Consider the following 14,875-nt stretch of genomic DNA (forward strand, 5'->3'; position numbering starts at 1 on the left):
CAGCTTTGTCAACAAGACTATTGGCCGGGCTTATTTCGGAGCATAAGCTTGCGTTAACCATTTCCCCGGTGGACACGCCCCATGCCCCGGTTGACCGCTCCCCCGCTCGATTTCGACGGCTTCCCTTGGCGCCACGTCGGCGAGCGCCTCCGCTACGGCCACGCCATGGCGCTCTTCGTCATGGACGAGGCCCCGCAGACCTTCTCGGACGCCTACCGAGCCGAGCGCGGCTTGATGGTCGCGGCGGGCTTCTCCTGGACGGACCGCGCCGGCACCCCGAACCTGCCGCCGTGCTGGTGGGGGATCTCGGCCGAGGACGTGGACGTCCCGGCGCTCAGGGCGGCGGCCGACGCCGCGATCGCTAAGGCCCGCGCCGCCCGTGACGAGGCCAACGCTCGGGCCGAGGAACGCCGGCTCGCCGCGCAGGCTCGCGTCGACGAGATGGCGGGACCGATTCGCGAGCGGCTTCAGGCGCTCGTCGGGGCGGCACCCTGGCAGTTCGGCCGGTCCCTGACGGAGGCGGCCGAGACCGCGCACCGGGCCGAATGGGGGCCCTACGATCTTGAGCGTGCGGAGCGCTGGCTGTCCAACGCCGAGGCCAACCGCGTCCGCGCGGAGCAGAGGATCGGGCGCCCGGCGATGCCGCACTTCTACGCCCGGGCAGAGGACCCGGCGGTGCGCGCTGCGACCCTGGAGGGGCTGCGCTACCTCGCCTCCCTCGACGAGGACTGGGCCGCCATCCAGAACGGCGAGGGTTTCAGCCAGACCACGACCTGGAGCGGTCACGTCCTCGCCGAGCGCGAGGTCCTCGACCGGGGCGAGGCCGCCCACGGGCTCGCGCTGATCCATCAGCACAGGCTGCAGCTGCCCGACGAGCTCTGCGAGCGCGCCCTCGGCGAGGCCCCGGTGCGCCGAGGCCGGCGCCGCGTCCCAGCTGGCGACTTGCTAGCCCCGGCCTGACGATACCCTCGCCCCTGTCTCTCCGTCTCCCTCAGTTCAACTTAGGCAGTCCCGCAATGATCGACCTCAAGAAAATCCTGGCCTTCATCGCCGCTCTCATCGCCGCCATTTTTGGCGACGCCCGCGAGGCCGCCGTGTCCCTGTACGGGGACGTGAAGCGCGTCGCCGGCGTCGCGAAGGCCGCGGTCGACCGCACCGCCACCGCCGTCGGAGCCGGCCTGGAGGGCCCGGCTCGGGCGCTGGATCTCACGGCTTCCGGGATCGGCGGTGTCCTCGGGGCCCTGCTGCCCCGTCCGGCCGTCCACGCGTCCGACGTCGCCGAGGTCGCCCTGGCCAACGACAACCGCGCCGCGGCCGGCCCGCGCCCGGTCGCGCTTGGCCTCGGAGAGCTCGTTATCGCGCACAACCGAGCCGCGATGGACCCGACTGGCCGCTCCGGCAGGGATCTCGCCCCGCTCCCGCGGGACGTCGCATCCTGGCTCGCCGGCCTCGACACTGGCGCCCGGTGCAATCTGGCATTCGTGCCCGCGTTCCGCGTCGAGCAGCATCTCCGCGCCGAGTCCCTCTCGGAGATCCATGGGGGCCTGCCCCTGATGCCGTCCCTTCAGGCGCGCCTTGATGCCGAGGCCCCGAAGCCTCGCCCCGGCGAGTACGACGCAGACGACAAGAGGGTCATCGAGGAGGCCTACAGGCTCCTGGAGACCCCCGAGGCCCACGCCCGCGTCGCCGCCTGCCGCATGTGACGTGTCAGCGACCGAACGACGAAGGGCCCGCCGGTCATCCCGGCGGGCCCTTCGCATGTCTGGGGGGGCTTGAGGCTAGACGAGGCCCTGGCGCCGGGCGGCGGCGACGACCGCGCGCTCGGCCCGCTCGGCCCGGGCCTCGGCCGCCGCGGCGCGCTGCAGGGCGGCGCCGAGGAGGAGGCGGAGCTCGGCGGCCTCAGCGGCAAGGGCATCGGCCTCGGCCTCGACCGCGACGGCATCCCGGCGGGCTTGCCCGAGGCGGCCGGCGAGGCGCGAGACGGCGTGCCGGTCCGTGTCCTGCCGAGCGCGCAGGCCGTCGAAGGCACCCTGGATCGCGGAGTGCCCGAGAGCCAGGCCCTGGCCAACGCGGATGCTGCTGTCGATCGCGAAGCTGCGGGTCTGGTGCGACATGGGCGTCTCTCCTGGCGGGGCGGATCTCACCGCCCAATTCGCGCCTGGGCGGGGCTCCCCGTCAACCCGGTGCCACGTGGATCCACATGGGATGGTGAACACCCCGTTTCCGGGGGGGCTGCAGCATGCGTCCTGAACGGATCGCGATTTCGCTCTTGATGAATCGCCGATCATGCAGACTGAAACGCCCAAAAATATGCTGAGGAAATGCTGAGCTCAGCACGACGTGCGCACGAGGGAGTGCCGAGTGAGTGCCGATGGCGTGACATGTCATGGTGCCTTGCACCTCGTCACGGCATCCTACGCCCATGACCGCACCCCGCACCTCATCCTCGGCCGCCCGTGCACGCGAGGCAAACCGCGCCGTCAAGGCGGCCTCCCGCGCCCGGGCGGCGGAGGCGGGCGCGCCCGACCCGGCGACGCTCGACCGCGCGATCGCTGACGGGCTGGCGGTCGTCATCGCAGGCGCGCCCAAGGGGTACCGCCTCGCGAGCCCGATCGACGCGGGAAGGGTTCTGCTGGCGGCGGCCGCCGCGCTCAAGGCCCGCACGGAACGGGCCATCGCGGCCGGAAAGCCGGCGGTCGTCTACCGGCGCGAGGCCGTCGCGACCGCCCTCGCGGCCCGCCTCGGACTGGATCCCTGAGGTCCGGGAGTTCGCAATTTCCGCGTTACACCGGATAGGAGTAACGGGGGGAGGAGATGGCCTGGTCGAAAACACTCAACTGACGCGTCGCCCCTTACGGATCCGAGGGCCCTGCTGCTAAGCTCGAACCCGTGCGGGGGAACGAGTCTCGATGGCGGCGACGGGTTCGGTCTTCGAGATCATCCTGCAATGGTCGAGGAATAAGCCTGACTGGCAGCGGGACGCCCTACGTCGCATAGTGGCCAAGCGCACCCTCGACGCCGACGATCACCAAGAGCTTGCACTGCTCTGCAAGAGGGGATGTGGCTTTCCCGGTATCGAGGTGACACCGTCGCCCTTGGGCGCCGAGCATGTTCCGTCCATGGCCACCGCCGGTGAGAAGGTAGCGCTGACCTCGATCAGGGATGTCATGGGCGTCAATCGGCTCGCTCCCGGCCAGGAACTCTCGTTTGAACCCGATGGAATTACGATCGTCTACGGCGACAACGGGGTAGGAAAATCCGGGTATGCCCGCATCCTGAAGCGGGCGTGCCGGGCACGTTCCCCCGGCGAGATCCTGCCGAATGCCTTCGGCGGCGGTGCCGATGCGGGATCCGCCACGATCGGATGCGTCGTATCGGGCGATCCGATCGCGCCGCTGGCCTGGACCGCCGCGGGCTCTCCCCACGCCATCCTTTCCAGCGTCAGCGTCTTCGACCGCGAATGCGGAATGGTCCATGTGCGCGAGAGGAACGAGGTCGCGTTCCGTCCGTTCGGGCTCGACATCCCCGATGAGCTCGCCGGCGTCTGCCAAGCGATCCGCACGGCGCTGACGGCGGAACAGGGGGCGGTTGAGCAGGCGCGGGATTCGGCGTTCACGGAACCCGCGTTCGGGTCTGGGACCCGGGTCGGGCGGCTTCTCGGCGCGCTCGCTCCGGGTACCGACCTCGGACCCCTGGAAAAGCTGTCGAACCTGTCAGCGGAGGAGCGCGCAAGGCTTCGCCGGCTTGAGGAGGACCTGGCTCGCGACCTGGTCCGGGCCTCAGGGGAGCAGCGCGAGCTGGCCCGGGCCGTACGCCGCCTCTCCGAGGAGCTTGATAGGGTCTTCGGGGCGGTGTCGGATGCGGAGCTCGCGCAGCTTGCGGCGCTCGCCGGGACCGCCCGCTCCAAACGCTCCGCCGCCTCGCTCGCGGCCGAACGCGCCTTCGGCGGAAGCGCCCTGAAGGGGGTCGGGGAGGCGACCTGGCGAGCCCTATGGGACGCGGCGCGGCATTACTCGGAGCATGTCGCCTACGAGGGGCACGACTTCCCGCGAACGGACGCGGAAGCGGTCTGCGTGCTCTGCCACCAGCCGATCTCCGAAGGGACCGGGGATCTGAAGCTGATCTTTGAGGAGTTTGTGAAGGCCGACAGCGAGCGCGAGGCGCGGAAGGCCGAGGTCGCCTACGAGGAGGCCCTGGGGAAGCTGTCGGGTCTGTCGCTGCGGATGTCCGGGTTTCCGCTGCGCCGCCAGCTGTCGGTGACCCATCCGGATGTCGCCGCCGCGATCCTGCGCGGGCTGGCGACCGTCCGGCTTCGGCGATGGATCTGCACGCGGGCACTCGCCGACCGCGGGGCGGGTCCAATGCCCGTGGTTGCGGCCGGCATCATCGGCACGCTGACGACTCTTGCGGATGATACGCAGGCCTATGCCAAGGAGCTTCTGACGGCGGTCGATCCCGCCGGTCGGGTACGGCTGGTTGCGGAACGGGACGAGTTGCGTGACCGCGCACTCTTGGAGGCACTGCTGCCGAAGGCGAGGATCGAGATGGCACGGCTGAGCGAGCTGGCGGGTTTGAAGGACTGCCTGTCCGAGATGGCGACGAATGCCATCACGACGCTCGGCAACACGATCGCCGACAAGGTCATCACGCCGAAGGTCCGCGATCGCTTTCAGGAAGAAATCCAGAAGCTGGCCGCCCACAGGGTGAGGGTCGACATCGTCCGTTCGGGCGGCAGGTACGGCTCCCCGCAGTACCAGGTCCGGCTGTTCGCCAACGAGAGGGCGAAGGTCGGCGAGATCCTGAGCGAGGGCGAGCAGACCTGCGTGGCCCTGGCCGCCTTCCTGACCGAGCTCGCTACCGCGGCTCATGGATCGACGCTGGTCTTCGACGATCCGGTCTCCTCGCTGGACCATCGGTGGCGGCGCAAGGTCGCCGAGCGGCTGGTCGAGGAAGGGGGCGTCCGGCAGATTATCGTCTTCACGCATGACCTCGTCTTCCTGAACGACCTGCATGCGCTGTCAATCGACGGCAGGATCCCGGTCTCCCTGATCTCGCTCACCCACACCTCTGCCGGCGCGGGCGTCGTGAACCAGGGACTGCCCTGGATCGGGGCTAAGGTCCGGGAGCGCCTCGACGCTCTTGAGAAGGACGCGCGGGCGGCCAAGGTCCTCTACGACGACAATCGGGATGATGAGTACGGGGCTGCGGCCTCCCACTTCTTCAGCAGGTTACGAAGCACCTGGGAACGGGCCCTTGAGGAGGTGGCCTTCAACTGCGTCATCCAAAGGCACCGCGACTACATCAGCACCAAGGACCTGAGAAAGGTGGCGAGCCTGACCGTTGCCAACGTCGAGGATTTCGCCGCCGGCTTCAAACGGTGCTGCAATCAGACGGAAGCCCACGATCCATCTCCCGGGCGGAACGCTGCTCCCCTGCGCCCAGACGAACTGCTCAAGGCCGTCGGGGACCTGAGGGCCTGGGTGGATCAGCTTCGTGAGCAGCAAAAGGGCGTTTGACGGCCTTCTGTCATCGTCGCCTACCGCAGTAGGTGCCGCGGCCACCTAGTTGAGATCGACGGCGCCCTCCGCCGCGGCAGCTTGGCCCTGCTAGCCCCCGACACCACGCAAGGCCCCTTTCTAATGATCGCCGAGCGGATCCCCGACGCGCTGACCACCTCGACCTTCGAGCGGGATGCCGACCGGAACATCGCAGGCCGCGACGAGCCCTGATGCGCCTTAACGGTTTTCACCTATCAATCGGATTTGGAGGTACGGGCCCCGGCCTACCGCCGATAGGCATCGTGCCAGGAGTGGTCATCCCACCATCGACGAGAAGGGTGTCGCCGACGATGTAGTCGGACAGGTCGCAGGCTAGGAACGCGATGGCTGAGGCGATGTCCTCGACCCGTCCGATGCGACCATACTGGATCTGCGACACCGCACTGCGCAGATTTTTACCCTGCATCTGGCCCGCGTTAATGCCGGTCCTCACGGCGCCGGGTCGATGGCGTTCACGCGCACCCCGCGCGGGGCGAATTCCTGGGCGAGGGTGCACTTCAGCGTCGTCGTGCCGCCCTTCGAGGCCGCGTAATTAACGTGATCGCCCCACGGGATGCAGTCGTGTGACCTGAAGGCTCCCGACGCGATGGGAACCAGCGTCGTCGGCTGACTTCCCGGCTATCGAGCCAGCCCCGGCTTCTGTTCACTTCCGGCCGTTTGTAGTTCGCACCGATCAGTGTAAAAGGCAATTTTTCAAATATCAAAAATCGCCTTTTCATCGTCTATCGAAGGTAACCGGGGGCTCCTAAGCAGTCTCAATCTTTCATGTCTTACATGTGCTGCCCTTTCAATTTGTCCTCTTAGTGAACTTTGCATGATTTCACCGGGGACAGTTTCGAGAATATCTGAAATTGTTTGATATTTTATTGGTAAGAAAAACCTCTTTTTCAGGACGCTTTTATTGAGAGGTTCGTTCCCCCAATATGTTTTTAAATCACGAATGACAGGCTGGATTTGATCAAGCACGGCAGCTCCATGTAATCGTGTGAATTCTAAGTGATCCATATCTTGATCATCATCGTGCATCCGATTTATATCTCTCAAACAACATGCAGGAAATCCGTTTACATATAGATTCGAATCTGGTCTTGACAGACTAAATCTGAGATCGGTTGATATTTCTTGACAGGCAACTATTCCGAATGCGACGGCCTTAACGAGTAGGTCAACATCTTCAGTAAGTCGCTTGGGTCCAATTTTTATGAAAGGTAGCTTCTGTTCTCGCTGATACATACAGGCTTGTACGAAGCCGACAGCATCCAAATCGAAATTATGCCCAGTGAAGATTGCGCGAATTCTGAGTTCGATGTCGGACGGCGCAAGCTGATTTATATCAGCAAATATTCGAGGTTTTTCAATTTCCTCGTGAAATATTTTGTAGAATTCTTCGCCTCCGATACCTATCATGCCATTATTATCTCTGGTTGAGAGGTTCGCGTAGCGAATGCGTGATAATTAGTCCGGGATGGATATGTATAAGTACAATACAATCCAATGAGATAGATCGCGTGACAACGCTTATAGCTTCTTAGATGCGCTTTCATCAAAACCCCGTCACCAAGGTTACAGCAAATCGCCGCGGCACACCGAAACTGATGCCCGGGCTCAGGCCTTGAGCGCCTCGATGCTGTCGAGGAGGTCTGGGCCGCCGGTCCGGCGGGCGCTCCACTTGCGGAAGATCGCGAGGACACTGCGATCGGTGATGCCGTGGCGGGCTGGGTTGTTCTCGTCCAGGACGCGCCGGAGCCGGGCGGGGACGTCGCGGTGCCAGAACTTGGTATGGTTCGGGCCGACCTCGCGTCCGAGTTCCTGGTAGGCGCCGTTGCCCGCCCAGCGCAGGCCCTTGGCGCCGAGCAGGGTACCGATCTCGCTGGCGCGGAAGTCGAGCTTCCGGCCGATACTGCCCGCGGTACAGATGTAGACCACTGCGGACTCCGCGGAGACGGTGGGCAGGTCCGGGGCGGCGCCCTCGCCGCCGACGCGGGCGAAGGCCTCCTCCGCCTTGCCGGTCCGGACGCCGTGCATCTCGGTGACGAGGAGCTCGACGCCGCGGGTGAGCCGCTCAATGAGCTCGCCTTGCCGCTGGAGGCGCTCATCCTGTTCCCGGACACGCGCTAGATGCTCACCGCGCTCGGCGCGGAGGATCTCGTTCTGCTCCCGGAACTGTGCCGCGATGGTCTCTCCCACGTCGCGCCGGAAATCCTCCATATCCGCGAGGGGTTTCCTCGGCGGAAGGTGGTGGAGCACGCCCATGGGAGGCTTCTCGCTCATGCGGCGACGGCTTCCGGGTTCGCGTGGTTACCATGGAAGGCGTCGAAGGCCGCGTCGGCAGCGAGGGCGGCGAAGCGCTCGTGGTCGATCTCGGTGCGCCGCCCGAGGGCGTCGCGCATGACGGCGTGGGCGCGCTTGCGATCGTCAAGCTCGATCTGGGCGAAGACGCCCTCGGCCTCCGGGTTTACGACCCCGGCCGCAAGCATCTCGCGGCGGGCGAGGTAGGGGTCCCGGGCTAGAGCGCGGATGTAGCGGTCGGCGACCTTGCTCTGAGGAACCTTGCCGCGCTCCCAGCGGGTCCAGGTCTTCGGGCCGGTGGAGAGGATCTGTTCCATGTCGGCCTGGCGGAGCTTGTACTTGAGGCGGATGGCGTTGAGCTCGGCGGCGGACAGGAGCCCGTCCATCTCTCGCACGGCGTTGGCGACGGCGAGCTCGTGCTCGGAGATCTGAGAGCCCTGATAGCTGACGTTCCCGCATTCGACGCAGACCATGCGACGGTCCTGGATGGCGAGGCTCTTCCCCGACCGTTCGACCACGAAGGGCTCGATGCGCTCGCAGACCGCGATCGCCTCGCAGGCTTGGCAGGCCTCCATCGTCATCGATCGATATCCTTCTTGAATGAGGTGACGACCAGGACGTCAGCGCCGGTGACCAGCAGCTTCAGGAACATCCAGTCGGCGCAGTCGTCGACCCAGATCGAGTAGTAGTCCGACACGGTGGTCGGGTGGTGTCTTCGCGTCGGCTCGGACTTGCTGAAGTGCGCCTCGCCCAATTCCGTCTGGATGATCGCCCGCAGGTCGTCCGTGTCGAGCTTACGGGTCCTGAGCTCTTCGAGGACGGGAGAAAAGAACGAACAGGCCTCCTCGTCGGCGGCGAGCGCGCGGACCTTTGCCAGGGGATTGTGCGGCGCCATCCAGCCTCCAAGAGGTAGCACCATGCTACCCGAACTTCAACCGCGGCATTCTGCTGAGGCTGGCGGCCCGGCTCCCTTGGTTGATCCCCGGTAAGCGTGGCCTGGAGGGTTTTACGCATGGGCCGGTGCGCGGTTCCGTCCCTTCGTGGAAGGGGCCGCCCGTGCCTAACCCAGCTCCATCTTCGGCTTGTCGGACGATCGCCAGGACCGGTTCCAAACTAGGTGCGCAGCATGTCCGATGCCCGGTCCCGCTCCTCGCCGACCTGCTCGGGCGGCCGGGAATCGCGACGCTACGGCGACCCCAGACGCAGAGGGGGGCGACGTCTCCGCGGACGCACCCCCGAGCATGTCGGCATTCGGATAGGCGCCCTGGGACGCCCGTCCGGCATGTACGAGCGCCTCCGGATCGTCCATAAGGCAGTCATGAGCGCGGGATTCCCGATTAGGGCCTACGAGGCGTCGCGCGGCTGGTGGGCGACCGCCGTCCGCCTGCTGTCGTTCGTCCTCCTCCTGGCGCTCATGGCGCCCTGTGCGATTTCCTCCGCCGACGCCCATCGCCTTCCTGATCACGCGCCCGCGTTCGCCACGTCCTCGCATAAGGGTGCGCCGGACCAGCCCGACGGGTGCCCGGCCTGCCATGCGACCTGCGGCTGCCATCTGGCCATTGGCATCGAGGCGTCACCCGGGATTCCGATCGCCACCGCCGGACGCCTGTCCTATGCCACGGCCGACGTCACCGTAGCCTCGATCTCCGCCGGTCGCCTTCCAAGGCCCCCTCGCGCCTGAGGCGGCACCGCCACGGCCGTGGCGGATGCAGACCGGACATCCCAGCGGATGCCGGCTCCTTGAGCGAGCTTGACTTGAACCGGACCGTCGACCCAGCCCCAGGCGGTGACCGCGGTCCTATGCGAACGGCCTCCCTTCCATGCGTGCAATCATATCCGTGGCCCTCCTGGCCATAGGCGTCGCCATCGGCGGTGCCGTCCCCCGCGTGTCCGAGAGCGTGCGGGGCGCGCTGGCCACCGCCGGCCTGTCCTCCACCGCGGCCAAGACTCCGGCGACCAACGCGGCCGTGACCGGGGCGCAAGCCACCAAGGTCGACGGCGACCACAAACACGCCGAGGGCGAGGCGCACGGCCACGACGAGGCAAGCGAGGGCAAGATCAAGATGACGGCCGAGCAGGCCGCCGAGCAGGACATCAAGCTGGCGCATGTCGAGGGCGGCATCCTCTCGCGCCATCTCCTGGTGCCCGGCACCATCACCCAGGACGCCGACCGGATCGCCCGGGTGCCTGCGCGGGTCGCCGGGACAGTGGCGGAGATGCGCAAGCGTCTCGGCGAGGACGTCGCCAAGGGCGAGATCGTCGCCGTCCTGGACAGCCGCGAGGTCGCGGATGCCAAGAGCGACTTCCTCACCGCGACGGTCAAGGCGGATCTGGAAAAGACCAACTTCGACCGGCAGCAGGCCCTCTGGGACAAGAGGATCTCGGCGGAATCGGCCTTCCTCAACGCGAAGGCCGCCTACTCCGAGGCGGGCCTGCGGGTCGATCTCTCCCGCCAGAAGCTATCGGCCCTCGGGCTGAACGCGACCGAGGTCGCCGCCGCGGCCAAGAAGGACGAAACCACTCCGAACTTGTCGTCGCTTCGCCGCTTCGAGCTCAGGTCCCCCCTCGCGGGGCGGATCGTGGAGCGCAAGGTCGACGTCGGAACGAAGGTCGGCAGCGAGGGGGACCCGGCCGACGTCTATACCGTGGCCGACCTCTCCTCCCTCTGGATCGAGCTCCCCGTCCCCACCACCGAGCTGTCCAAGGTCCGCGAGGGCGCCAGGGTGACCATCGTCGGGGGCGAGGACGCTCCCCGCCCCGAGGGCAAGGTCGTCTTCGTCAGCCCGATCCTCAACCCGGAGACGCGCTCGGCCCGGGTCATCGTCGCCCTGCCGAACAAGGACATGTCCTGGCGCCCGGGCACCTTCGTCACGACCGAGATCGAGATCGCCCAGGACAAGGTCGCGGTGCGGCTGCCGAAGTCCGCCATCCAGACCATCGGCGGCGAGAAGGTGGTTTTCGTGCGGACCGAGGAGGGCTTCTCGAAGCGAGAGGTGACCCTCGGCAAGGCGGACGACGATGCCTACGAGGTCGTCGCCGGCCTGGAGCCCGGAGACGAGGTCGTAGTGGCCAACTCCTTCGTCCTGAAGGCCGAGCTCGGCAAGGCCGACGCCGGCGACGACGATTGAGCGGGGACCGGCCATGATCTCGAAGATCCTCGACTTCTCCGTCCATCAGCGTTGGCTCGTGGTGCTCCTGTCGCTTCTAGCGGCCGGGTCCGGCGTGTTCTCGCTGACGAAGCTTCCCATCGACGCGGTGCCGGACATCACCAACAACCAGGTGCAGATCAACACCACGGCGCCCTCGCTTTCGCCGAACGACATCGAGCGCATCATCACGTACCAGGTCGAGACCGCGCTCTCAGGCATCAAGGGCCTGGAATACACCCGCTCGCTATCCCGGAACGGGTTCTCCCAGGTCACCGCCGTCTTCTCCGAGGCGACGAACATCTACTTCGCCCGCCAGCAGGTTGCCGAGCGCCTTCAGGAGGCCGAGGCGGCGATGCCGTCCGGTGTCGAGCCGCGCATGGGACCGATCTCGACGGGCCTGGGCGAGATCTACATGTGGTCGGTGCACTACGCGAAGCCCGGGGAGCGCAAGGTCTCGAAGCCCGGCAAACCCGGTTGGCAGCCCGACGGCAGCTACCTCACACCCGAGGGCCAGAGGCTCTCGACGGAGCTCGAACGCACGGCCTACCTGCGCACGGTCCAGGACTGGATCATCCGCCCACAGGTGAGGACCGTCCCGGGCGTGGCCGGCGTCGACGGCATCGGCGGCTTCGAGAAGCAGTACCACGTCCAGCCCGATCCGATGAGGCTGACGGCCCTCGACCTGTCCTTCGCCGACATCGGGCGGGCGCTGGAGGCTAATAACGCCAACCAGGGTGCACGCTACCTGGAAGACAACGGCGAGGGCTACGTCGTGCGCGCCGCCGGCCGCTTGGAGAGCATGGAGGACATCGGCTCCGTCGTCGTGACCACGCGCGGCGGCGTGCCGGTCCGCATCTCCGACGTCGCCGAGGTGCGAATCGGGCGCGATCTGCGCACCGGGTCAGGCAGCGAGGACGGGCAGGAGGTCGTCATCGGCACCGCCCTGATGCTCATCGGCGAGAACAGCCGCACCGTCGCCGCCGCGGTCGACGCGCGCATGACCGGCATCCGGCGCACGCTCCCGCCCGGCGTCGAGGTCCAGACGGTCCTCAACCGCACGGTCCTGGTCGAGGCCACCATCCGGACGGTCGCCAAGAACCTGGCCGAGGGCGCGGCCCTCGTCGTGGTCATCCTGTTCCTGCTGCTCGGCAACATCCGCGCGGCCATCGTCACAGCCCTCGTCATCCCGGTGGCGATGCTGATGACCATGACGGGCATGGTCCAGGGCCGCATCAGCGCCAACCTGATGAGCCTTGGGGCCCTCGATTTCGGCCTCATCGTCGACGGGGCAGTCATCATCACCGAGAACGCCCTTCGCCATCTCGCCGAACGCCAAGGGGAACTCGGGCGAAAGCTCGACCTGGAGGAGCGCCTCGCCACCGTGCGGGCCTCGGCCGAGGAGATGATCAAGCCCTCCCTCTACGGGCAGGCCATCATCATCCTCGTCTACGTGCCGCTCCTCACCTTCACCGGGGTCGAGGGCAAGATGTTCGAGCCGATGGCGCTCACCGTCATCATCGCCCTGGTCGCGGCCTTCGTCCTATCGCTCACCTTCGTCCCGGCGATGATCTCCATCGTCATCACCGGCAAGGTCACCGAGACCGACAACCTCTTCGTCCGGGCGATCAAGGCCGCCTACCGCCCAGTCCTCGGGGCCGCCCTGCGCGTGCCCATGCTGTTCGTCGCGGTCGCCCTGGTGTTGCTTGTCGGGGCAGGCATCCTGTTCAGGGGTCTGGGGCAGGAGTTCATCCCGCAGCTCGACGAGAAGAGCATCGCGTTGAACGCCCAGCGCATCCCGTCGACGTCCCTGTCGCAATCGCAGGCGATGCAGCTGAAGGTCGAGCAGGCCATCGGCCGGTTCCCCCAGGTCGCCTACGTCTTCTCGAAGACCGGAACCGCCGAGGTCGCCTCGGACCCGATGCCGCCGAGCTCGTCGGACACCTTCGTCATCCTGAAGCCGCAAGCCGAATGGCCGGACCCGGACCTGTCCAAGGCCGAGTTGCAGGAGAGCATCGAGAAGGCCCTCGGGGCGCTCGCGGGCAACGTCTACGAGTTCTCCCAGCCCATCCAGCTTCGCTTCAACGAGCTGTTAGCCGGCACACGCGGCGACCTCGCCGTGAAGGTCTTCGGCGATGACCTAGGCGCGATGACCGCGGCCGCGAACCAGATCGCCGGCATCCTGCGCGGGGTCGAGGGCGCGGACGACGTGAAGGTCGAGCAGACGGCTGGGCTGCCGTTCCTGGAGATCGGGATCAACAAGGCCGAGGCGGCCCGCCTGGGCCTGAGCACGTCCGCGATCCAGGACGTCATCGGGGCGGCCATCGGGGGCCGCGAGGCGGGCGTCGTCTTCGAGGGCGACCGGCGCTTCCCCATCGTCGTGCGCCTCAACGACAAGGTGCGCGAGGACCGCGAGGCCCTGGAGAACATCCCGGTGCCGTTACCTCCCGGACCGAACGGGCGCGCCGCGTCCGTGCTCCTGAAGCAGGTCGCGAGCTTCTCGGTGACGGAGGGCCCGAACCAGATCTCGCGCGAGAACGGCCGGCGCCGGGTCGTGGTCACCGCCAACGTGCGGGGCCGCGACATCGGCTCGCTCGTGGCCGAGGCGCAGGACAAGGTAACCTCGGGGGTGTCGCTCCCGGCCGGCTACTACGTGACCTGGGGCGGACAGTTCGAGAACCTGGCTTCCGCCCGCCAGCGCCTGATGGTGGTCGTCCCGGTGTGCTTCTTCCTGATCTTCCTGCTGCTGTTCTCGGCCCTGAACTCGGCCCGGGACGCGCTCCTGGTGTTCAGCGCGGTTCCTTTGGCGCTGACCGGGGGCATCGCCGCCCTATGGCTGCGGGGCATCCCGTTCTCGGTGCCCGCGGCCGTCGGCTTCATCGCCCTGTCCGGGGTGGCGGTGCTCAACGGCTTGGTGATGCTGACCTACATCAAGCAGCTCATCGCCGAGGGACGGCCAAGGCGCGAGGCCATCATGGAGGGCGCCATGACCCGGCTCCGTCCAGTGGCGATGACCGCGCTGGTGGCATCCCTCGGGTTCGTACCGATGGCGCTGGCGACCGAGACCGGGGCAGAGATCCAGCGCCCCCTGGCGACGGTAGTCATCGGCGGCCTCATCTCGGCGACCCTTCTGACCCTCGTGGTCCTGCCGGCCCTCTATGCCAGGTTCGCCGGTGCGGTCGCCCCCGAGAGGAAGGATCGGCCCAAGCCGGTCCAACCGCATCTCCGCGCCGCCGAGTAGGAGGGTCGGCATGAGCAAGAAGGTCGCCCGAACCATCGCCGACTGGGGCGGCGGCGGCCCACGTCGCCGACGCCGCGTCAGGCCCCACGTCCGTCGCGCGGCCGGCCGGGCGTTCGCCCTGGCCCTCATCGCCATCCCGGCCTGCGTCTACGTTCTGTACTGCCTCTGCAACATCGGCGGGAGGACGCACTTCCCCCTGATGCCGACGGGGCCGATCCATCCTCAGGACGGATCCCCGTGGGGAGACAAAGCCTCGATGATGCGGCAGTCGGCGACGGACCCGCAGCCGCACTGACCGATGACGTCACGCAGCTCATGCGCCAACCGGGTCAGGTCGGCCAGCTTGCGCTCGACCTGCGCCAGGTGGGCGCGGGCGATGGTGTCGACCTCGGCGCAGGACCGGTCGCGGTCGTCGGCCATGGCGAGAAGCTCCCGGATCTGGTCGACCGTGAAGCCGAGGTCCCGTCCCCGCCGGATGAAGCTCAGGCGGCGCAGGTGCTCCGGACCGTAGAGACGGTAGTTGCCCGCCGACCTTTCCGTTGCCGGCAGGAGCTTCACCTTCTCGTACCACCGGATCGTCTCGACGCGGGTGTTCGTCGCCGCGGCCAAGTCGCCGATGGTCATGGGGGGTGCGTGCGCCA

At 67.1% G+C, this 14,875-nt stretch carries 14 protein-coding genes; 8 read left to right on the forward strand and 6 right to left on the reverse strand.

All coding sequences use genetic code 11. The annotated features are described in order from the left end of the window. Window positions 1-81: 81 nt before the first annotated feature. Window positions 82-960, forward strand: a complete 879-nt coding sequence (locus tag OXS49_RS12735) for a hypothetical protein (protein WP_056250414.1) — start codon at window positions 82-84, stop codon at window positions 958-960. Window positions 961-1,016: 56 nt separating this feature from the next. After that, entirely contained in the window at window positions 1,017-1,703 is a 687-nt protein-coding gene (locus OXS49_RS12740) for a hypothetical protein (protein WP_056250416.1), read from the forward strand. 75 nt (window positions 1,704-1,778) lie between these two features. Here the strand turns inward: OXS49_RS12740 and OXS49_RS12745 are convergent, their stop codons facing one another. Continuing rightward, the gene (locus OXS49_RS12745) at window positions 1,779-2,114 is read right to left on the reverse strand and encodes a hypothetical protein (RefSeq protein ID WP_056250418.1); all 336 of its coding nucleotides are present in this window, start codon (window positions 2,112-2,114) and stop codon (window positions 1,779-1,781) included. Between the two features lie 308 nt (window positions 2,115-2,422). Here OXS49_RS12745 and OXS49_RS12750 point away from each other — a divergent pair, with 308 nt between their 5' ends. The 3 genes from OXS49_RS12750 to OXS49_RS12760 all read left to right on the forward strand — a co-directional run bounded on the left by OXS49_RS12750 (window position 2,423) and on the right by OXS49_RS12760 (window position 5,729). Continuing rightward, window positions 2,423-2,758, forward strand: coding sequence for a hypothetical protein (locus tag OXS49_RS12750; protein WP_056250420.1), 336 nt, complete (start codon window positions 2,423-2,425; stop codon window positions 2,756-2,758). A 151-nt stretch (window positions 2,759-2,909) separates the two neighbouring features. Next, a complete protein-coding gene (locus tag OXS49_RS12755; RefSeq protein ID WP_056250422.1) occupies window positions 2,910-5,516 on the forward strand; it encodes an AAA family ATPase in 2,607 nt (868 codons plus the stop codon). An 81-nt stretch (window positions 5,517-5,597) separates the two neighbouring features. Beyond that, window positions 5,598-5,729: a hypothetical protein gene (locus tag OXS49_RS12760; RefSeq protein WP_267424603.1), complete on the forward strand. Its 132-nt coding sequence runs from the start codon at window positions 5,598-5,600 to the stop codon at window positions 5,727-5,729. 522 nt (window positions 5,730-6,251) lie between these two features. On the opposite strand, the gene OXS49_RS12765 is transcribed toward OXS49_RS12760, so the two are convergent. The 4 genes from OXS49_RS12765 to OXS49_RS12780 all read right to left on the reverse strand — a co-directional run bounded on the left by OXS49_RS12765 (window position 6,252) and on the right by OXS49_RS12780 (window position 8,742). Further along, on the reverse strand, window positions 6,252-6,965 hold the full coding sequence (locus OXS49_RS12765; protein WP_147859846.1) for a hypothetical protein: 714 nt from the start codon (window positions 6,963-6,965) through the stop codon (window positions 6,252-6,254). A 198-nt stretch (window positions 6,966-7,163) separates the two neighbouring features. Then, a complete protein-coding gene (locus tag OXS49_RS12770) occupies window positions 7,164-7,829 on the reverse strand; it encodes a hypothetical protein (RefSeq protein WP_056149076.1) in 666 nt (221 codons plus the stop codon). Continuing rightward, window positions 7,826-8,428, reverse strand: coding sequence for a type II TA system antitoxin MqsA family protein (locus tag OXS49_RS12775; protein ID WP_082477521.1), 603 nt, complete (start codon window positions 8,426-8,428; stop codon window positions 7,826-7,828). Before OXS49_RS12775 ends, OXS49_RS12770 begins: the two co-directional genes overlap by 4 nt. After that, window positions 8,425-8,742 carry a type II toxin-antitoxin system MqsR family toxin gene (locus tag OXS49_RS12780; RefSeq protein ID WP_055958963.1) on the reverse strand — a complete coding sequence of 106 codons (318 nt, stop codon included), beginning with the start codon at window positions 8,740-8,742 and terminating at the stop codon, window positions 8,425-8,427. Before OXS49_RS12780 ends, OXS49_RS12775 begins: the two co-directional genes overlap by 4 nt. Window positions 8,743-9,129: 387 nt before the next feature. On the opposite strand from OXS49_RS12780, the gene OXS49_RS12785 reads away from it, so the two are divergent. The 3 genes from OXS49_RS12785 (at window position 9,130) to OXS49_RS12795 (ending at window position 14,234) form a co-directional block, all read left to right on the forward strand. Next, the gene (locus OXS49_RS12785) at window positions 9,130-9,528 is read left to right on the forward strand and encodes a hypothetical protein (RefSeq protein WP_246686484.1); all 399 of its coding nucleotides are present in this window, start codon (window positions 9,130-9,132) and stop codon (window positions 9,526-9,528) included. Between the two features lie 139 nt (window positions 9,529-9,667). Further along, window positions 9,668-10,975, forward strand: a complete 1,308-nt coding sequence (locus OXS49_RS12790; protein WP_056250430.1) for an efflux RND transporter periplasmic adaptor subunit — start codon at window positions 9,668-9,670, stop codon at window positions 10,973-10,975. 13 nt (window positions 10,976-10,988) lie between these two features. Next, entirely contained in the window at window positions 10,989-14,234 is a 3,246-nt protein-coding gene (locus OXS49_RS12795; RefSeq protein ID WP_056250431.1) for a CusA/CzcA family heavy metal efflux RND transporter, read from the forward strand. 222 nt (window positions 14,235-14,456) lie between these two features. Here the strand turns inward: OXS49_RS12795 and OXS49_RS12800 are convergent, their stop codons facing one another. Next, window positions 14,457-14,858 (reverse strand): helix-turn-helix domain-containing protein, encoded by a 402-nt coding sequence (locus OXS49_RS12800; RefSeq protein ID WP_056250434.1) that lies wholly within the window; start codon window positions 14,856-14,858, stop codon window positions 14,457-14,459. Between the last annotated feature and the right edge of the window lie 17 nt (window positions 14,859-14,875).

It is taken from the genome of Methylobacterium sp. GC_Met_2 (assembly GCF_026540795.1).
Taxonomy (GTDB): Bacteria; Pseudomonadota; Alphaproteobacteria; order Rhizobiales; family Beijerinckiaceae; genus Methylobacterium.